21 protein-coding genes are annotated in these 17505 nt (G+C 67.8%); 9 read left to right on the forward strand and 12 right to left on the reverse strand.

Translation table 11 applies throughout. The features are described 5' to 3' along the window. Positions 1 to 27 precede the first annotated feature (27 nt). The 4 genes from CHB84_RS00330 to CHB84_RS00345 all read left to right on the forward strand — a co-directional run bounded on the left by CHB84_RS00330 (position 28) and on the right by CHB84_RS00345 (position 3751). Positions 28 to 1080: a sigma-70 family RNA polymerase sigma factor gene (locus tag CHB84_RS00330; protein ID WP_089299424.1), complete on the forward strand. Its 1053-nt coding sequence runs from the start codon at positions 28 to 30 to the stop codon at positions 1078 to 1080. Between the two features lie 115 nt (positions 1081 to 1195). Next, positions 1196 to 2281 (forward strand): LCP family protein, encoded by a 1086-nt coding sequence (locus tag CHB84_RS00335; RefSeq protein ID WP_089299425.1) that lies wholly within the window; start codon positions 1196 to 1198, stop codon positions 2279 to 2281. 139 nt (positions 2282 to 2420) lie between these two features. Next, positions 2421 to 2906, forward strand: a complete 486-nt coding sequence (locus tag CHB84_RS00340; protein ID WP_089299426.1) for a Dps family protein — start codon at positions 2421 to 2423, stop codon at positions 2904 to 2906. A gap of 68 nt (positions 2907 to 2974) precedes the next feature. Further along, positions 2975 to 3751 (forward strand): dioxygenase family protein, encoded by a 777-nt coding sequence (locus CHB84_RS00345; RefSeq protein WP_089299427.1) that lies wholly within the window; start codon positions 2975 to 2977, stop codon positions 3749 to 3751. Between the two features lie 54 nt (positions 3752 to 3805). On the opposite strand, the gene CHB84_RS00350 is transcribed toward CHB84_RS00345, so the two are convergent. The 6 genes from CHB84_RS00350 to CHB84_RS00375 all read right to left on the reverse strand — a co-directional run bounded on the left by CHB84_RS00350 (position 3806) and on the right by CHB84_RS00375 (position 8579). After that, on the reverse strand, positions 3806 to 4024 hold the full coding sequence (locus CHB84_RS00350) for a helix-hairpin-helix domain-containing protein (protein ID WP_089299428.1): 219 nt from the start codon (positions 4022 to 4024) through the stop codon (positions 3806 to 3808). 97 nt (positions 4025 to 4121) lie between these two features. Then, positions 4122 to 4706: a hypothetical protein gene (locus tag CHB84_RS00355; RefSeq protein ID WP_176439721.1), complete on the reverse strand. Its 585-nt coding sequence runs from the start codon at positions 4704 to 4706 to the stop codon at positions 4122 to 4124. 424 nt (positions 4707 to 5130) lie between these two features. Further along, positions 5131 to 6114: a hypothetical protein gene (locus CHB84_RS00360; protein ID WP_141134535.1), complete on the reverse strand. Its 984-nt coding sequence runs from the start codon at positions 6112 to 6114 to the stop codon at positions 5131 to 5133. Then, entirely contained in the window at positions 6111 to 7364 is a 1254-nt protein-coding gene (locus tag CHB84_RS00365) for a hypothetical protein (RefSeq protein ID WP_089299431.1), read from the reverse strand. The genes CHB84_RS00360 and CHB84_RS00365 overlap by 4 nt, the downstream gene beginning before the upstream one ends. A 21-nt stretch (positions 7365 to 7385) precedes the next feature. Next, positions 7386 to 7904: a hypothetical protein gene (locus tag CHB84_RS00370; RefSeq protein WP_089299432.1), complete on the reverse strand. Its 519-nt coding sequence runs from the start codon at positions 7902 to 7904 to the stop codon at positions 7386 to 7388. Between the two features lie 27 nt (positions 7905 to 7931). Continuing rightward, a complete protein-coding gene (locus CHB84_RS00375; protein ID WP_089299433.1) occupies positions 7932 to 8579 on the reverse strand; it encodes an SAV_915 family protein in 648 nt (215 codons plus the stop codon). A gap of 179 nt (positions 8580 to 8758) precedes the next feature. Here CHB84_RS00375 and CHB84_RS00380 point away from each other — a divergent pair, with 179 nt between their 5' ends. Both CHB84_RS00380 and CHB84_RS00385 read left to right on the forward strand, forming a co-directional pair. After that, positions 8759 to 9019: a hypothetical protein gene (locus CHB84_RS00380; protein ID WP_089299434.1), complete on the forward strand. Its 261-nt coding sequence runs from the start codon at positions 8759 to 8761 to the stop codon at positions 9017 to 9019. Then, positions 9016 to 9297, forward strand: coding sequence for a type II toxin-antitoxin system RelE family toxin (locus CHB84_RS00385; RefSeq protein WP_089299435.1), 282 nt, complete (start codon positions 9016 to 9018; stop codon positions 9295 to 9297). The genes CHB84_RS00380 and CHB84_RS00385 overlap by 4 nt, the downstream gene beginning before the upstream one ends. Positions 9298 to 9396: 99 nt before the next feature. Here the strand turns inward: CHB84_RS00385 and CHB84_RS00390 are convergent, their stop codons facing one another. From CHB84_RS00390 to CHB84_RS00400, 3 genes are all read right to left on the reverse strand, one after another. Continuing rightward, positions 9397 to 10542: an RNA polymerase sigma factor gene (locus tag CHB84_RS00390; protein ID WP_089299436.1), complete on the reverse strand. Its 1146-nt coding sequence runs from the start codon at positions 10540 to 10542 to the stop codon at positions 9397 to 9399. Continuing rightward, positions 10539 to 10946, reverse strand: a complete 408-nt coding sequence (locus tag CHB84_RS00395; RefSeq protein WP_089299437.1) for a YciI family protein — start codon at positions 10944 to 10946, stop codon at positions 10539 to 10541. Before CHB84_RS00395 ends, CHB84_RS00390 begins: the two co-directional genes overlap by 4 nt. 210 nt (positions 10947 to 11156) lie before the next feature. Then, positions 11157 to 11510 carry a VOC family protein gene (locus CHB84_RS00400; protein ID WP_425432249.1) on the reverse strand — a complete coding sequence of 118 codons (354 nt, stop codon included), beginning with the start codon at positions 11508 to 11510 and terminating at the stop codon, positions 11157 to 11159. A gap of 259 nt (positions 11511 to 11769) precedes the next feature. On the opposite strand from CHB84_RS00400, the gene CHB84_RS00405 reads away from it, so the two are divergent. Further along, positions 11770 to 12006, forward strand: coding sequence for a ribbon-helix-helix domain-containing protein (locus CHB84_RS00405; RefSeq protein WP_089299439.1), 237 nt, complete (start codon positions 11770 to 11772; stop codon positions 12004 to 12006). Beyond that, positions 12006 to 12305 carry a type II toxin-antitoxin system PemK/MazF family toxin gene (locus CHB84_RS00410; protein ID WP_089299440.1) on the forward strand — a complete coding sequence of 100 codons (300 nt, stop codon included), beginning with the start codon at positions 12006 to 12008 and terminating at the stop codon, positions 12303 to 12305. Before CHB84_RS00405 ends, CHB84_RS00410 begins: the two co-directional genes overlap by 1 nt. Before the next feature lie 75 nt (positions 12306 to 12380). On the opposite strand, the gene CHB84_RS00415 is transcribed toward CHB84_RS00410, so the two are convergent. Together CHB84_RS00415 and CHB84_RS00420 are read right to left on the reverse strand one after the other, a co-directional pair. Beyond that, the gene (locus CHB84_RS00415) at positions 12381 to 12581 is read right to left on the reverse strand and encodes a DUF397 domain-containing protein (RefSeq protein WP_089299441.1); all 201 of its coding nucleotides are present in this window, start codon (positions 12579 to 12581) and stop codon (positions 12381 to 12383) included. 23 nt (positions 12582 to 12604) lie between these two features. Next, positions 12605 to 13471, reverse strand: a complete 867-nt coding sequence (locus tag CHB84_RS00420; RefSeq protein WP_089299442.1) for a helix-turn-helix domain-containing protein — start codon at positions 13469 to 13471, stop codon at positions 12605 to 12607. Between the two features lie 76 nt (positions 13472 to 13547). On the opposite strand from CHB84_RS00420, the gene CHB84_RS00425 reads away from it, so the two are divergent. Beyond that, the gene (locus tag CHB84_RS00425; RefSeq protein WP_089299443.1) at positions 13548 to 13850 is read left to right on the forward strand and encodes a hypothetical protein; all 303 of its coding nucleotides are present in this window, start codon (positions 13548 to 13550) and stop codon (positions 13848 to 13850) included. A 107-nt stretch (positions 13851 to 13957) separates the two neighbouring features. Here the strand turns inward: CHB84_RS00425 and CHB84_RS00430 are convergent, their stop codons facing one another. Next, entirely contained in the window at positions 13958 to 17332 is a 3375-nt protein-coding gene (locus CHB84_RS00430; protein WP_089299444.1) for a beta strand repeat-containing protein, read from the reverse strand. Between the last annotated feature and the right edge of the window lie 173 nt (positions 17333 to 17505).

Consider the following 17505-nt stretch of genomic DNA (forward strand, 5'->3'; position numbering starts at 1 on the left):
GTTTCGGCGTGAAGGGGAGCGGACGCCATGACAGCTGTAGCGGAGAAGGACGAGTTCCTGTCCCAGGCCGACTCGTACCGGCACGAGTTACTCGCGCACTGCTACCGGATGCTCGGCTCGGTCTACGACGCAGAGGATCTCGTGCAGGACACGTACCTGCGGGCGTGGCGGTCGTACGGGTCGTTCGAGGGCCGTTCGTCCGTGCGTACCTGGCTCTACCGGATCGCGACGAACACCTGCCTGACCGCGTTGGAGTCGCGTAACCGCCGCCCCCTGCCGACCGGCCTCGGCGGACCCAGCCCGGAGCCGGAAGCGGAGCTGACCGAACGCACGGAAGTGCCGTGGCTGGAGCCGTTACCGGACGATGCCATCGACTCCGACGGTGCCGATCCCGCCGCCGTGGCCGTCTCCAGGGAGAGCGTGCGCCTGGCGCTCGTCGCCGCCTTGCAGCACCTGCCACCACGCCAGCGGGCCGTGCTGATCCTGCGGGATGTGCTGAAGTGGCGCGCCGCCGAGGTCGCCGACCTGCTGGACATCTCCACCGCAGCGGTGAACAGTTCCCTGCAACGTGCCCGCACGCAGCTGGCCAAGGTCGCTCCCGATCTGGACAGCAGGCCGGAACCACTCAGCTCCGAGCAGCGCGCCTTACTCGACCGGTACGTCACGGCGTTCGAGATGAAGGACATCGACGAGATCGTCTCGCTGTTCACCTCGGAGGCTGTGTGGGAGATGCCGCCGTTCCCCCAGTGGTTCGTCGGCGCCGAGAACATCGGCAGGGTCGTCGACTCCCAGTGCCCGGCCGGACCCGACGACATGCGGTTGATCCCCACCAGGTCGAACGGCCAACCGGCGTTCGGGGTGTACATGCGCGACGCCACGGGCAGCGCTTTCCTCCCGTTCCAGATCCAGGTGCTCGCGTTCTCCGGGGACTCCGTCGGGCACGTGGTGACGTTCTTCGATCAGAGGCTGTTCGAGACCTTCGGGCTGCCCGATGCGTACCCGACCGACGATCGGCCGGAGGACGACCGCCCGCACGATCCACACGCCGCTGACCAGCCTTCCGGGACGCCGGTCCGGTAACGATTCGCCCGAACAGTTGCGTTCCGAACCATTCGGCCGATAAGCCCGGTTCACGAGCCGTCCCGCGCGCACACCGACGCCGACCGGGTGCCCCACGAGCACGGAAGGTCCGGGCATGACAGAACGCGCGTCCACCGAAACCGACAACGGTGACGGCGAGCGGCCGAAGCCTCGCAAGCGCCTCCGCCGGACTCGCCGGGTCGCGCTCATCCTCGTGGCCGTCCTGCTGGTACTCGGCGGTGGCGCCGCCGGTGGGCTGTACCTCATCAGCGAGAACCTCGCGGGGAACGTGGAACGAGTGCCCTCGGTCTTCGACGAGCTGGACCCGGACGAGCGGCCCGAGCCGGCTGAAGGGGTGGACGAGGGTGCCCGCACGTTCCTGCTGGCCGGGATCGACTCCCGCTCCACAGAGCCCACTACAGGAGAGGAGGCCACCGGCTCGTCCGCCCTCGACGGGGGTGCGCGCAGCGACGCCATCGTGCTGGTGCGCCTCGAGGCGGACGGCGAGAGCGCGACGGCGGTCTCGATCCCCAGGGACTCCTGGGTCCCCGTTCCGGGCTACGGGCACACGAAGATCAACGCAGCCTATGCCCACGGTGGCCCCGCCCTGCTTGTCCACACCCTTGAGGAACTCACCGATGTGCGCATCGACCATTTCGCGGTCATCGACTTCGCCGGGTTCGAAGGCATGACCGACGCGGTGGGCGGCATCGAGGTGGAGGTCGAGTCGGCGACGAGCTACAAGGGGGTGGAGTTCGAGGCCGGTGTCAACCATCTCGACGGGGAGGAGGCCCTCGCCTACGTACGCCAGCGAAAGGACCTCCCACAAGGTGACCTGGACCGGGTGCGGCGACACCAGAGGGCGCTGCGCGCGCTGCTCGGCGAGGCCGTGTCCGGCGAGACGATGCGCAGCCCCACCCGCGCCTACGAACTGCTCGACACGGTGTCCCGGTGGGTCAGCGTCGACGACACCCTGACGAACAGCAGGCTGCGCTCGCTCGTGCTGGAGCTGCGGTCGTTGCGCTCGCACGACATGACGTTCCTGACCGCCCCGGTAACCGGTACCGGCAGAGAGGGAGAGCAGTCGGTCGTCTACCTCAACGAGCAACGCGGTCCCCGGTTGTGGAGCGCGCTACGCGAGGGCCGTATCGAAAGCTACGCCAACGCCAATCCGGAGGATGTGCTCGACGGCGTCCCCTGATCGCCAGCAAGTTGCTCACCCGGACGCGCGAGACCGGCTCGCGGCCGCAGCCCGCACCGGCCACCATCGGCGTAACCAGCCGGCCCGCTGGGTACCCCGACAGTAGCCGGATCCGAATCGACGAGGAGGTGCGACGGCCGTGACTCCGAAGGAACGCATCACCGGCGCGTTGAACGGCGCCGACCGCGATGCCACCGGGAAGGCCCTGCAGGACACGCTGGTCGAGCTGGTCGACCTGCACCTGTCGGCCAAGCAGGCACACTGGAACGTGGTCGGGCGGTTCTTCCGCGACGTCCATCTCCAGCTCGACGAGCTGGTGACCACCGCGCGGGAGTACGCGGACAGCGTCGCCGAGCGCAGCGCGGCGCTCGGGGTGCCGCCCGACGGGCGGTCCGGCACCGTCTCCGGGGAGTCGAACCTGCCGAAGCTCGAGGCGGGTTGGCACGCCGATCGGGATGTCGTCGAGTACATCGTGCGGTGCCTGGAAACGACCATTCACCGGCTGCGCGCGCGGATCGACGAGACGGACAAGACCGACCAGGTCACCCAGGACCTGCTGATCGCGCTCGCCGCCAAGCTGGAGGAGTCGCACTGGATGTGGCAGGCCCAGCTGGCGGAGGGCTGACGACTCCCTGCGGGTGAGCCCGGGCACGGTGTACAGTTGTAGTTGAATCTTCAACTAAGGAGCTGGTGATGGTTCCGCACCGCATGCCCGTGCTCTACCTCAGCCACGGAGCACCTCCACTCGCCGAGGACGCCACCTGGAAGGCCGAGCTCGCCGCCTGGTCAGCGCGGTTACCCTGGCCACGCGCGATCCTGATGGTCTCCGCGCACTGGGAGGAGGCACCGCTGACCATCGGTGCGACCACAACCCGGCCGCTGGTGTACGACTTCTGGGGCTTCCCCGAACGCTTCTACCGGGTCACCTACCCGGCGCCCGGCGCGCCCGAACTCGCCGGCCGCGTCCGCGAGCTGGTCGGGGGTGCGCACGCGGTGCGTGACGCGCCAGACAGGGGACTCGACCACGGCGCTTACGTGCCGCTGGTGGAGATGTTCCCGGAAGCCGACGTGCCCGTGCTGCAGGTGTCCATGCCCACGCTCGACCCGAGCGCGCTGCACGCCGTGGGCAAGCGTCTGGCACCGCTGCGCGAGGAAGGCGTGCTGATCGTCGGTAGTGGCTTCTTCACCCACAACCTCAGCCGCATCGACATGGGCGGCAGCAGCGAGGTCGCCCCGCCGAGCTGGTCTGCCGAGTTCGACGAGTGGGGAGCCGAGGCGCTGCACACCGGTGACGTGGACACGCTGCTGGACTTCCAGCACACCGCCCCCGCGGCCGGACTGGCGCATCCGAGCACCGAGCACTTCGCCCCGCTGTTCGTCTCCCTCGGCGCGGCCTCGGACAGCCCGTCTACGACCACCGTGGACGGCTACTGGTACGGGCTGGCCAAACGCTCGGTGCAGTTCAGCTGAGCGGCCGTACTCCCGGTCGGTGAAGGCGGTATGCCTCGCCTGGTGCTCGGTCGCTCAGGACCCTTTGTAATCGAGGCCCTGCGCAGCCAGCGCCTCGCCGAGGATGGCGACCGCCTTCGGGCCGACGCCGTGGATGGCCAGTAGCTCTTTCTCCGAATGGTCGGCCACCTGCTGGAGGCTGGTGATGCCATTGAGGGCGAGTTCGCGGGCGGCCGTCTTGCCAATCTCGTCCGGGAGGTCCCCGACCGGACGCATGTCGGGCGTGCCGGCCATACCGTGTCCTTCCGGTCGGTCGAAGTGTGAACGCCAGAGTAGCGACGGCGGGTGGTCCGAACAACCGGACGAACCCCTGCAAGTCGAGCAGCACCATTCACGAACGATCGCCGGAGTCGTCCGCTGAGCCGGACGACGAGGACTCATCGGGAACCGTGTGTCCGTTGACTTCCGGAAACGTCTCCCGAAACACGTCGATCGATGAGTCAGGGGTCAAGTCGAATGTTTCCAGTAGCCACCGCATTCGATCGTCGCGCATGACGCCGCGTACCTGCTCGTCGGTCAGCGTCGCTGTCGGGATGAGCTTTTCCAGCGGCGAGTCTCCCCGCTCCTCGGCCTCCTGCCGCTTCTCGGCCAGAAACTCCCGCGCCTCGCTCGACCGACCCTTCCGGTCGGCTTCGTGGAACCGTTGCGCCCTCTCTTCACACGTGGTCAGCGCGTCGACCTGATCCAGCTCCAGCTCCCGCCAAGCATTCCGGTTCACCCGCACCCCACCAGCGACCGAATGCAGGATTCCGTTATACACCAGATCCCACATCCGCCGATCCATCTGGAAATCCATCAAAGGAGCCCGCCCCGTCGACAACACATCCGACAACACCAGGATCCGCCTACCCCCAGTCCGATACCCCACATCGATACGGGTCAACTCATACAGGTTCACGAACTCCTTCTGCCGCACCAGGCGAAACCACATCTTCTCCCGCTGAAACCAATCAGCCCCGCAGCATCCACCTCATACGTCCCCGACCGAGCACCGATCAACGCAGCAACCACCGCCAGCAGCCACGTAAACCAAAACGTCCAAATCCCCAGACCATCCCCCTGCGCCAACGACACCAACGACAATCCAGCGGCCGTCATCCCAGCCGTCACCGCCCCAGCAAGCACCTTCCCCCGAGCATTCTCCCGATGCCACGCCAACACCGGCCCCAACCCCGAGGGCGGAGCCGGCTTGGCCGACACCCGAAGATCCCGATAACGATCCTCCTCCGGCAACACAGCCGGACCCCGAAACGCCCTCCCCGCAGGCGGAAACGGCTCACCCGACTGCGAATCAGGACGCGGAGGAAGATCAGCGGCAGGCCCCTGGCGACCGCCGCGAGTCATTGCAATGACTCCGGGAGAACGTCCTTAACCAGCACCGGAAACTCCGCACGGAACCGTTCGGGCGGCATGTCCTGGGGAAGCCGGAGGATTTCGATATAGCGACGAAACTGCGGGTCTTGCATAATCTCACGAACGTCCTCGTCGCTGAGGTTCGCAGTGCGCACCCGGTCCTCAGGGTCCGCGATCCGCCCTCCCTCGGCCCGAGCCTCATGTAGTTGCTCTTGAACTACTTGCTGCGCCTCACTCAACCGACCCTTCTTGTCTGGTTCGAGGGACCGTCGCACCCACTCTTCTCGCGTGATCAGCCCGTCAACCTGATCCAGCTCCAGTTCCCGCCAGGCATTCCGATTCACCCGCGCCCCACCAGCGGCCGAATGCAGGATCCCGTTATACACCAGATCCCACATCCGCCGATCACACTGGAAATCTCGAATCGGCAAATCGACACCATCGTCCTCGTCCGAGAGCGCCAGATGCATCGCTGACGTCGCGTAAGTGACCTCGACTCTGGTCAGCTCGTACAGCCGTACCACTCGATCCCGCGTCGTGATCCCCCACCGGATGACATCCAGCTGAAACCAGTCCGCACCAGCCGAGTACACCCGAAATGTGAACGGTTGGGACATCAGGTATGTACCGGCAGCCACAATGAGCCACACCGGCCATGCCGTCATCCACTCGAACGCATCGCCCCACCGCAACAAAGTCCCCACCGACATGGCGACAACAAGAATCGCAAACGCGACGACAGCACCAGTTACCTTCCCCCGAGGACTCTCACGGTGCCACACCAACACCGGCCCCGACCCCACCGGTGGATCCGGCTTACGCGACACCCGCAACTCACGATCACGATCCCACTCCGCAGGCCGATCACCACCTCGAAACCCTCGACCACGCGGGGGAAACGGCTCGCCCGACTGTGGATCAGGACGCGGAGGCAAGTCCGATTGGCTCTGCTGGCGAGCGCCTTCGCTCATCGACGACCCTCCTCCCCGATCTCTACCGTTTCGTAGTTCGGCATCGGCTCGTACAGCTCGTCGCTCGGATCCGGAACAAAGTATTCCACTACATGGCCGCCAGCGAATCCTCCAGCAACACCACCCGCGATCATGCCGAGCGGCGTAAGCGCAGGGTTGATGATTCCCAGCCCAGCCCCAACCTGGGCACCTGCCCATGAACCCGCGAGCGTTCCACCTGACCGAGCAGCGGCCTGGGTCCAGGATTGCTCACCTTTGAAGGCACCTACGGCCTCAGTACCTATGACCGTGATGCTCGACGCGTATGGCAAGCCTTTCAATACCGAAGCAGCCCGACCACTTCCCGGGGGTAGCTGTCCTTTGCCCGGGTAATGGGCTGCGGCTGCTCGAATCTTGTCCGGCACTTTCTCGGTATACCGTTGAAACTCCGCAACCCGCTCTCGGTAGGAAGCCTCCGCTGCGCGCGCCTCACCGGCTTTACTGAGCAGCAGCTCGCGTCTGGCATCAGTCATATTGAGTAGGGTTCCCGTGGCCCACTTCTGAAGCACTCTCGCTTCATCCGCAAGCGTTTGCGCCCTGGACAGCGCCGCCGCTCGTTCGTTCTCCAATCCACCAACGGCACTGAGTACGTTGCCGGCCGTAGTGGTCCCCACCTTCCAGCCATCGATGTCCCAGTCTTCTGGTCCGGCCATGACCTCGCGGAGGTTGGCGTGGGCTTCGTCCTCCCGGTTGTGGGCGTCCTTGGCGATCTCCAGACACTCGTTGTAGGCGTCGACCTTGGCGTTGTGCGCGCGGACTTGCTCGTTGTACTCCTCGTTCGCCTGCTGGATGATCCGTACCTGCTCCGGCGGCGTATCGGGCCTGACCATGCCGATGGCCGTCTCCGGTGGCGGTCCGGGTCCGCTCGGCTCCTTGATGAACGGTTCCTCGACCTCGAGGCCACCACTGCGGGCCTTGTCGAGCGCCGAGTTCATCCGATCGATCACCTTGTCCAGGGCATCGGCGAACTCACGCAAGGCGCGTTCGTACTCGCGCGCCGTGTAGTCGAGGTCGTCCAGCTTGCGCCCGACCCCATCCACCGAGACGGCGAACGCGTCATGAGCCGGACCTTCCCACCCCGACTCGGCGGCAGCGATACCCCGGTAGTACCAGCCGCCAGCGGCTTCGGCCTGCCCGGCCAGGTCACCCAGCCAGTCCGCCGCCTCCCGGCAGGTTCCCGTGCTGCCGTTGATCGTGGTGTTGATGGCCATGACTCCCCGCGCCCCCTCGGATCAGCCTGCTCCCGGCCGGTGGGCCGGTCTCGAACGCCCGGACGAGCCGTCATCGGTCTCCGGCTCCGCATCGCCATTGTCGACCTCGGGAGCGGGTGCCCGGCCTGGGCGATCCGCGCCGCGCTCGTCCACCGGTGCGTGCTCCAGCGGATCGTCCAACCGTCGTTGAATCTCACTCGTATCGTCCGTCCTGGGGACAGCACCCGGCCCGTACTGGGGCTCGTCGGCGGCGAAGTACTTCTCGTAGCGCAATCGGCCTTCGTTGGTGTTCTCCACCTCGCCGTAGGAACCATCCGCCCGGTCCACCTTGTCGGCAGTGTCGTCCATGTACTGCGCCAGCACGACAGCGATCTGCTGCACCCTGGCCATCGCGTCACCCACCACGTCCGACGAGGCCCCGGCGTCCACCGACTTCGCCTCGGCCTGCGTCGCTCGATCGAGGGTGCTCGCCCCGAGCCGGAACCGGTCCCGCGTCAGTTGGAGCGCGTGACTTTCGTAGCTGTACCCGTCGCCTTCCATGACTTGCCTCGTTACCTATAAGTAGCTTTATCGGCTCCAGTCCTGCACTACGCCCGTGTGTCGCGCCTCCTCCGCCAACACGGGGTTGATCGCCACGCCACGTGCGCCGGACTCGTCTGCCACCTGTTCGATGGAGTCGGCCTCGATCGCCGCCGCTGCCTGGTACGGACCGCACGACTGCCGCAACGCGTCCAGCGAGGTGTACACGCAGAGCAACGGCTTACCCGACTCGTCGGGGTGCAGCTCGGCCATGACCGTGCGGTCGCCCTTGCGCACCGGCCTGCTCGGGATCCACACCCGACCGTCCCCGGCTGGGACCTCCTCGATGCGCTCCAAAGGTTCCTGCGCCCGGGGGTCCGGCTCCGGATACCGGTGACCTTCCGGCAGCCACACGTCCAGGCCCACCAACACGGTGGGACGGATCGCCTCAACCACCCGTTCCAGTTCGGCGAAGCTCGGCCGCGCATGCGGCTGCCCGGCACCGCACGAGGTCGCCAGGCGCGTGAAGCTGGTGAACGCGACGAAGACGATCTCGCCCTGCGGGGTCTGGCGCAGCTCCAGGGCACCGTCCGCGCCGGTGAGCACGTACAGCTCTTCCACCGCACGGCCGGACAGGTCCTCGAACAGCACGAGCGTGGTGCGATCGAACGGCCGCAGTCCATCGCCTTCCGCCATCGGCGTCCCCCTCACCGTCACCTGCGCCTACGGGCGCGCATCACGACGGAAGCACACCCCACTACGCAGCGCAACCCACTTGTTCGCATGGGTAGCAGCTGCCGTGGCTGCAACGTCATCCACGCCGAACGCCGCATCTTAGATGATACCAAAATGGTGCGAAATGATACCATTATGGTATGGCCATGACCTTGCGACTGCCGTCCGAACTCGAGGACGAGCTGCGTGCCGCGGCAGAGGAGGATCGCCGCAGCGTGCAGCAAACCATGGTACTCGCGATCGAGGCATACCTGTCCAGGCGGGAGACGTCCGAGATCAAAGCGGACGCGGAAACTCTCCGTGCCCTGGCCGATGCCCGAGAACAGGTGGCGCGCGGTGAGGTCTACAGCACTGACGAAGTGCTGGCCGCGCTCGACAAGCGTCGTGCACACAGCGCGTGAACGCGTCACCGTACGAGGTCCTGTGGTCGAACGCGGCACGTCGCGCCGTTACGCAGAAGCTTCCGGAAGGCGTAGCGGTGGCCGCCGCGGACCTCATCACCGGCCCTCTCCGCGATCATCCCCGCCGCATCGGTAAGCCACTGGGCGAGGAACTGGCAGGCATATACAGCGCACGGCTCGCACGAGACTGGTGCGTACTGTACGAGATCGACGAGATCTCGCGAGCGATCATGGTTCTCGACATCCGCCACCGCTCGGTCGCTTACCGAGTGCGATGAGGTGCCTCGTGCAAGGAAACGAACGCTTGGCCACCGCTGAGTGAGACCGTCACCGTACTAACCAGCTGAGCGAGAAAGCACTGGTCGGAGCCCTCCCGCTCAGGGCCGCAACAGTTGCCGCACCCGTGCGGCTTCGCGGGTGAGATGGTCACGTTCCGGCACGCTGGTCGCGACGCGGGAGGCCTCGGCATACAGCTCCGCGGCGTGCTCGAGGTCGCCGGCACGTTCGTGCAGGTATGCCGTCACCGCGGCGTAACGGGGCAGGTTGGGGTCCACGTCAGCCAGCGCCGCCAGGCCGGCCTGCGGCCCGTCGGCCTCGCCGACGGCCACCGCGCGGTTGAGCCGCACCACCGGACTGTCGGTGCGGAGCAGCAACTCGTCGTACCACTCCACGATCTGTACCCAATCCGTCTCGGCGGTGCTCCGCGCGTCCGCGTGCAGGGCGGCGATCGCGGCCTGCGCCTGGTACTCGCCCAGCCGGTCGCGGGCCAGCGCGGTCTGCAGGATCGTCACCCCCTCGGCGATCAGGCCGGTGTCCCAGCGCGATCGGTCCTGCTCGGCGAGCGGCACCAAACGACCGCCCGGACCGGTGCGAGACTCGCGACGCGCGTGATGCAGCAGCATGAGCGCGAGCAGCCCCGCGACCTCGGGCTCGTCGGTCAGGGCGGCAAGGTGGCGGGTGAGGCGGATCGCTTCGGCAGCCAGGTCGACGTCCCCGCCATACCCCTCGTTGAACACGAGGTAGAGAACCCGAAGCACCGTCGGCAGGTCGCCGGGCTGGTCGAGCCGCAGCCCCGCGATCCGCCGCTTGGCCCGGCTGATCCGCTGCGCCATGGTCGGCTCGGGGACGAGGTACGCCGTCGCGATCTGCCGCGTGGTCAGGCCGGCGACCGCGCGCAGTGTCAGGGCGACGGCCGGGCCGGGAGGCAGTGTGGGGTGCGCACACAGGAAGTAGAGCCGGAGCGTGTCGTCCGCGGCGGGCACCGGGCCGGGCGGGGGTTCGACCTCCACATCAAGCTCACGTCCCCGCCGCGACGCCTCGGCACGGGCGGCGTCGAGGAACTTGCGCCACGCGACCGTGACCAGCCACGCCTTCGGATCACGCGGTGGATCGTCCGGCCACGTCTCCAGCGCACGGATCAGTGCTTCCTGCACGGCATCCTCGGCCGGCGCGAAGTCGGCTCCGCGCCGGACGAGGACACCGATCACCGCAGGAACCAGCTCCCGAAGCAGCGACTCGTTCACTCGGTCACCGTGGGCTGCTCGGACAGGAACGGGCGCACCTCGAGCCACTCGTGGATCGGCTCGCCGCCTGCCCCTGGAGCGGCGGACAGCTCCCCGGCCAGCGCGACCGCGCGGTCCCACGACTCCACGTCGATGACCATCCAGCCGGCGATGAGGTCCTTGGTCTCGGCGAACGGACCATCGGTCACCGGTGGGCGCCCCTCGCCGTCATACCGCACGAACGCGCCCTCGGGCGCCAGCGCTTGCCCGTCGACGAACTCACCCGTCTCTTCCAATCGGGCGGCGAAGTCGTTCATGTACTGTATGTGCGCGTCGACTTCCTCCGGTGTCCACTTGTCCATCGGCACCCAGTCGCCAACGGGGGTCGGGCCACCCCGGTAGTGCTTCAGCAGCAGGTACTTCATGGCGGTTCTCCTTCTCGTCGCGCGGCCCGTCGTGGCCACTCTCGTCCCTGGGACGGAGCCGGCGCCACATTCTCGACACCCGGAGGCGTGCCGAGTTCCACGACCTAACGTCTTGCCGTCACCGCCCCGGCGTGGCCCCTACCGGGCAGCAGGCTCCCGCGCCATACAACCTCACCAGCCCTGGGCCCGTGGGAGACCCAGGGCGTCCGGTCAGGGCAGGTGTGCGAGCACGTTGACGACTGTGCCGCTGGGATCCTCCACGAAGAAGCGGCGTACACCCCAGGGCTCGTCGGTGAGCGGGTAGACGACACGCGAGCCGCGGCGCACGACCTCGGCGTGGGCCGCATCGACCGCTGCCGGATCACCAACGTCGATCCCGAATCGGGGCGGCGGATCCTCCATCCCGCGTGGCGGCACGATGACCTGTGCCGTGGGGTTGGTCGGCGCTCGCAAGCCCAGCACCGGGTCTTCCATGGCGACCTCGAGCCCGAACACCTCGACGTAGAAGTCGCGGGACGCGGCGAGATCGTCTCCGCCTGCGTAGGAAATGATTCTGCTGATCACAGCCACATCATCGCAGCCACGTTCGGCATCCAGCTTGGTCGAATCGGAAGTCCCGCCGTCACCACGCGGGCCCAGCCGTGATGTGCACAGACAGGACAAGACCTGCGCGCAGGCCTACGAGGGCGTAACGCCCCGCAGGAACGCACGCCAGGCGGGGGAGGGATCGGCGAGGACCGGCGTCGCGGTCCTTCGAGTCGCGCACACCGAGTCCGCTGAACGCGGATTCGCAATTGAATCCCGCAATGGGTACCATAGCGGTATGACAAGGCAGATAGCGATACGGCTTCCTGACGAGCTGGTGGAATTCATCGACGAGGCCGTAGCGCACGGCGAGGCCGCAAGCAGGGCCGAGCTTGTGGGCCAGGCAGTTGAGCGGGAACGACGTCGGGAGATCGCCGCTCGGGACGCCGCCATCCTGGCGCGAACAGGCCCGGATGCCGAGTTGGACGACCTCGCGCGGTTCGCTGCCCAGACCCCCCTGGATGACCTGGGCTGATGCGGCCTATCCACATCGCGCAGTTGGACAAGTCCCGCCCCGTGCTGGTGCTCACTCGCGAACTTGTGCGCCCGCACCTCACGCGGGTGACCGTCGCCCCGATCACCACGACAACCCGCGGGCTGTCGACCGAGGTGCCGGTGGGGCCAGACAACGGGCTCGACCACGACTGCGTGGTCAGCTGCGACAACATCGTCACGGTTCCCGCCACGACGCTCGGACGCCAAGTCGGCTACTTCCTGCCGCGGCAAGAACCCGGCCTGGCCGAGGCGATCCGCAGCGCCTTCGATCTCACCTGACCACTACACCCCCAGTACGCGCGCCCGCCACCCGGACGGCGCAGTGCTTCCGCCGACCTCGGGGCTCGCGCAGGCTTACGAGGGCGTGACGCCTCGCAGGAACGCACGCCAGGCGGAGGAGGGGACAGCCAGGTAACCGGCATCGCGGTCCTTCGAGTCGCGCACTCCGACGGAAGGCACCCGCGCAGTCAACGCGACCTCCACGCAGTTGCCGCCGTTGCCAGCACTGTAACTGCTCGTGATCCACGTGGCTCGGGTGAAATTCGGGGTAGCCATCACACACCCCTTCCGGTGGCGCGTTAAGAGTACGACGTCACCATCCTATCGAGCAGCTCGCGGGAGGCGTCAGGGTCCAGCGAGTCGGCCCGCAGGCGCCCGAACACCACGCTGTACTGGGTGAACTCCTCCGGCTCCTTGAGGTAGGTGGCACCGAACAGGTCCTCCAGGTACACGGTCGAGAGGCCTTGCTCTTCGAGCCGGAACAGCTGAAACGGGGACGGCATCGTGATGCGATCCGGTGCATCCAGGGGCAGCACGCGGATGGTGATATTGGGCCGCTTCGATGCCGCCAGCAGGTACCGCAGCTGCTCGCGCATGATCTCCCAGCTGCCCTGCACCCGACGCAGCGCCGCCTCGGAGAGCACTACTTCCAGTCGCAAGGAGGGCCGGCCATTGCGTTTCAACGCGGACTTCCGGTTCATCCGGGTCTCCACCTGCTGCTCGATCAGGCGCGGATCAGCCTCCGGCTCCCAGGCCGTGATGGTTGAGCGGGCGTAGTCCTCGGTCTGCAGCAGGCCTGGCACCAGGTCGATCTCGTACGTCCGGATCTCTGTGGCGTCCCACTCCAGGGCGAGGAAGCGACGGAACCAGTCGGGCACGGCATCCCGCTGTCCGGTGCGCTTGCGGCGACGGCGTTTGGGCTGCGCCTCGGCCAGCCGGACGAGGTAGTCCCGCTGCTCCCCGGTGGCCTCGTAGAACTCGGCCAGCTTGCGGATGTCGTCCGGGTCGGCCGTCTGGTTGCCGTTCTCCAGCTTGGACAGCTTCGGGGTCTGGGCACCGATGGCCTTGCATGCCTCCGCCGCCGGGTACCCCGCCTCCTCGCGGAGCCTCCGCAGCTCGATGCCCAGCTGCGTCTTCAACAGCTCCGGATCCGAGGGAATATCCATAAGATGTACTCTAACACTTGCTTACTGAGAAACTTTCTCACTAATATGTCGAGCAACCGGCAATCAAGGAGTAGCCATGACCTGCTCCGACGACCACCCCAGTGCCAACGGCCACGCACCGGCCACCCCCGATCCCGAGCTCCTCAACGAGCTCGCCGCGATCGCGCACGAGGACCGCCCGCGCCTGTTCGCGATCTACGGCACCTACCGCAGGGACCCACATGCCCCCGTGCTCGGTTGGGGGATCGAGTTCCCCACCGGGGGCACGCTCTACCGCTCCGCCTACGACCGCGCCATCCACTCTGCGGACTCCGCCGAGCGTGTACTCGAGGTGCATTCGCTGATCGGCCACGTCCAGCTCGCCTGGCTGGATACCTAGCGACGAGAAAGGCCGGGCCGAGCGGCACTGTCACCGCTCGGCCCGGCCCGAATACACCCCGAGAGAACTAGCTTCCTATTCGGTTATCGAACGAGCACGCAGGGCCCTCAGCCCTCCATGTGGATCGGGTGCTGCTGGCTGGCGCCCAGGGCCTCCTGGAAGATCGCGTCCAGCTCCCCGAAGTTGCCCTCGTCGACGTCGAGGTCGAACATCTCGGCGTCACTCGGAACGGCAGGGGCTGCCGGAGCAGCCGGGACGGCCGGGGCCGCCGGGACGTCCGAGCGCTCCTGAGCGGGCACCGCGGGCGAGTCGGTCACCATGGCGGGGCCGCTGTCGGCCATGACCTCGAGCCCCGACAGGTCACCCTGGCTCGGCGCGAGGAAGTCCGCCTGGTCGGCCTCGAGGCCGCTTGTCACGTCCTCGGCAGGCACCGCGTCCAGCGCGGTCAGGTCCTGCCCGGCCGTCGCCGGAGCGGCGTCCAGGTCGCGCGCACGCGACGTGGGCAGCCCGTCGATCGCCTGGGGCTGCAGCATCGGGCTCAGCTGGCCCGGCCCGAAGCCGGGGTCCTCCAGCGGCATCGGGACGGCGGCGCCGGCGGGACCACCCGAACGGCCCATCTCGGCTCCGTCCATACGCGGCAGCTCGGCGGCGCCCATCTCGGCCCCGTCCAACACGAGGTCGATCTGCGGCACGTCACCGGCGAGGTTGATGTCCGTGGTGTTGGTGCCAACACCCACGGCCTCACCGAAGGCGGGCAGCGAGAAGTTGAACACCTGCACCAGGGCACCCAGCGGCAGCTGGTTGTCCGTGCCGGACAGCGACCCCTGGTCACCGGCGGTCGTGTTCGTGCCGCCGACCGTGCCGATGGTGGTGTTGTCGCCGGTGCCGTGCGAGACGCCACCCAGCGTGGCGGCGTTGCCGAACACCTGCGCGACAGCAGCGGCGGGCACGTCGAATATGTTGCCGGACAGCGACCCCTCCTCGCCGGAGGTGGTGATGTCGCCACCGGAGGTGGACTCCGTGTAGTTGAAGCCGGTGCCGGTGGCCGTGGCCGCCAGCGAGCCGGCGTTGCCGAAGCCCTGCACGATGGGCAGGCCCTGTGCGCTCAGCACGTTGCCTGCCACCGAGCCACTGTCACCAGCGGTGTCGGTGTCGCCACCGGCATTGCTGATGACGTCGTTCATCCCGTCGCCCTCGGCGGTGCCGATCCAGGACGCGGCGTTGCCGAACAGGGCGCCGGAGCCACCGAACGGGGCGGAGATCACGTTGCCGCCGAAGGAGCTGTCGGTGCCGTCCGTCCCGGCGCTACCGCCCGCGTCGGAGGTGGTCACGCTGTCCGAGGTGCCGGAGGCGTTGCCGATCCAGGACGCACCGTTGCCGTGGCCCTGCAGCGGCAGCGCGAGTGCGCCGTTGGCGATGTTCCCGGAGCCGTTGCTCTGTGCCCCGGTCGTCGAGGCGTCGCCACCGGCGGTTGTCTCGCTGACGTTCTCGGCGTCGCCGCTGGCGTTGCCGCCCCAAACGCCGCCGATGCCGAAGACCTGCGCCGGGCCCGAGACAGCGGCCTGCACGATGTTCGCCGACAGCGTGGAGCCGTCACCGGAGGCCTCGTAGTTGCCACCCGCGGTCGTCGTGGTGTCGCCCTCGGCCTCGCCGTGGCCGTTGCCGATCCACGCACCGCCGAGGCCGAAGCCCTGCGCGGGCAGCGCGACGGGGGCCGCGATGATGTTGGAGCCAGCGACCGCGTCGTCGTCGATCGTGCTGCCGTCGCCACCCGAGGAGACGACCTTGGTCTCCTCGGCGGAGCCTTCGCCGGAGCCGATCCACGCACCGCCGACACCGAAGGTCTCGACCGGGGCCGCGACCGGGGTCTGCACGACGTTGCCGCCACCGACCGAGTCCTCGCCGCGGGTGCCGTTGTAGCCACCGGCCTCGACGTTCTTCTCCTCGGTCGCGGTGCCCTCGCCGGAGCCGATCCAGCTGCCGCCGATGCCGAACGCCTCGATGGCGCCCGCGAGCGGGGCGTGCGCGCTGTTACCGCCGAGGAACGAGTCGACACCGCTGGTGTAGGTGCCGCTGCCGGCGTCTGCGGAGTTGGAGTTCTCCGCGTCCGCCTCCGCGTCACCGATCCAGGAGCCGCCGACGCCGAAGGCCTCCACCGGAAGCGCGACCGGAGCGTCGACCATGTTGCCGCCACCGACCGACTCGTCACCCGAGGTGTTCGAGAAGGCGCCGGCCTTGGTCTCGGTCTCGTTGCTGTTGGTGCCCTCGGTGCCCGCTGCCGCGGTACCGATCCAGGTCCCGGCGATGCCGTGGCCGGTGCCGTTGCCCGCACCCTCCGGCTCGACGATGTTGCCCGAGAGCACGCTGTCGTCGCCGTTGGTCTGGGTGTAGGTGTCGATGTCGTTCATGCCGGGACGGGTGCCCCCGCCGGTGGCCGACACCGAGTTCTCCTGGTTGTGGCTGTCGGCCTTGCCGATCCACGAGCCGGCGCTGTTGTTGAGCGCGAGCGGTGCCGCCAGCGGTCCCGCCCCGGCGTTGCCGGAGCCGACGCCGTTCTCACCGTCGGTCGCGATGGAGCCGCCGCTCTGGGTCTCGGAGTCGCTGGTGCTGCCGTCCGACTCGGCCGTGCCACCCCAGGTGGCGGCGTTGTTGTTGAACTGCAGCGGCGTCGCCCAGTGCCCGGCCAGCACGTTGCCGGACAGCACCCCGTCGGAGCCGTCGGTGGTGACGTCGCCACCGCTGGTGGTGTCCTGGTCCGCGTTGTTGTTCGACGAGCTCGCGTCCCCGCCGATGGACCCGGCGTTGTTCGCGACCTGGATCGGGGCGGCCCAGTCGAGGTCGATCACGTTACCGGCCAGCGTGTCGCCCTGGCCGCTCGTCGAGATCTCGTGGGAGTTGTCGGTCGACTGCGACGAGTCGCCGCCCTCGACGTGCGCGTCGCCGAGAATCCCGAACGCGTTGTTGCTGAACTGGATCGGAACGACGAGGTCCGCGGCGATCTGGTTGCCGTTGAACTGGTCGCCCGAGTCCTGACGCTCGCTGCGCGGCAGGTTCGCGCCTGTCTGGCCGGTGACCGGTGCCGTAGCCGTCTCGACCTGCTTGGTGACTTCCGACAGCGGTCCCGCGACCTCCGCGGGAGCACCGTCGGTTACCTGGCCGGTCGGCACGGGTGCCGAGCCGACGCCGGACTCCTCGGAACGCGAGGTCGCGCCCGCGTCACTGAGTCCGTCCGTTACCGGCTCGGTGACGTCCTTGGTGCTGATCTCCTCGTTGAATTCCGGGAGATCCTGCTGGTCCTGCCCGAGCACGGCGACGGCGTTGTTCTCGGACTGGATCGGAACCGAGATCGACCCGTCCAGCGGGCTCGCCGGTGACTTGTCCGGGTCGACATTCTCATCAGCGGATGCGATGCCGGTACCGAGCATCAGCAGACCACCGGTGACCAGCGCGGTCTGGAATCCACGCTTCGCCCAGTTCTGCATGAGTAGTTTTCTCCTTCGTTAGATCTTTCGAGATTCCCGTTGAGGGTGGGGATCGGGTACTGGAACGAGCAGGGCAGCACCCGGCGAACTGCGGACGCAGAATGTCCGCGGGGGGATGAACGCGAGACGGAGAGGCCGGCCGACGGTGCGGTCACAGGATGCGCAGCGCGAGG

The organism is Haloechinothrix alba, from assembly GCF_900188115.1.
In the GTDB taxonomy this organism is placed as follows: Bacteria; Actinomycetota; Actinomycetes; order Mycobacteriales; family Pseudonocardiaceae; genus Haloechinothrix; species Haloechinothrix alba.

Coding starts and splice junctions, on each gene's coding strand:
- CHB84_RS00430 (WP_089299444.1), bottom strand. CDS start 17,332: ATGCAGAACTGGGCGAAGCGTGGATTCCAGACCGCGCTGGTCACCGGT.
- CHB84_RS00405 (WP_089299439.1), top strand. CDS start 11,770: ATGACAAGGCAGATAGCGATACGGCTTCCTGACGAGCTGGTGGAATTC.
- CHB84_RS00330 (WP_089299424.1), top strand. CDS start 28: ATGACAGCTGTAGCGGAGAAGGACGAGTTCCTGTCCCAGGCCGACTCG.
- CHB84_RS00395 (WP_089299437.1), bottom strand. CDS start 10,946: ATGAAGTACCTGCTGCTGAAGCACTACCGGGGTGGCCCGACCCCCGTT.
- CHB84_RS00370 (WP_089299432.1), bottom strand. CDS start 7,904: ATGGAAGGCGACGGGTACAGCTACGAAAGTCACGCGCTCCAACTGACG.
- CHB84_RS00410 (WP_089299440.1), top strand. CDS start 12,006: ATGCGGCCTATCCACATCGCGCAGTTGGACAAGTCCCGCCCCGTGCTG.
- CHB84_RS00420 (WP_089299442.1), bottom strand. CDS start 13,471: ATGGATATTCCCTCGGATCCGGAGCTGTTGAAGACGCAGCTGGGCATC.
- CHB84_RS00360 (WP_141134535.1), bottom strand. CDS start 6,114: ATGAGCGAAGGCGCTCGCCAGCAGAGCCAATCGGACTTGCCTCCGCGT.
- CHB84_RS00415 (WP_089299441.1), bottom strand. CDS start 12,581: ATGGCTACCCCGAATTTCACCCGAGCCACGTGGATCACGAGCAGTTAC.
- CHB84_RS00350 (WP_089299428.1), bottom strand. CDS start 4,024: ATGGCCGGCACGCCCGACATGCGTCCGGTCGGGGACCTCCCGGACGAG.
- CHB84_RS00425 (WP_089299443.1), top strand. CDS start 13,548: ATGACCTGCTCCGACGACCACCCCAGTGCCAACGGCCACGCACCGGCC.
- CHB84_RS00380 (WP_089299434.1), top strand. CDS start 8,759: ATGGCCATGACCTTGCGACTGCCGTCCGAACTCGAGGACGAGCTGCGT.
- CHB84_RS00345 (WP_089299427.1), top strand. CDS start 2,975: ATGGTTCCGCACCGCATGCCCGTGCTCTACCTCAGCCACGGAGCACCT.
- CHB84_RS00375 (WP_089299433.1), bottom strand. CDS start 8,579: ATGGCGGAAGGCGATGGACTGCGGCCGTTCGATCGCACCACGCTCGTG.
- CHB84_RS00335 (WP_089299425.1), top strand. CDS start 1,196: ATGACAGAACGCGCGTCCACCGAAACCGACAACGGTGACGGCGAGCGG.
- CHB84_RS00365 (WP_089299431.1), bottom strand. CDS start 7,364: ATGGCCATCAACACCACGATCAACGGCAGCACGGGAACCTGCCGGGAG.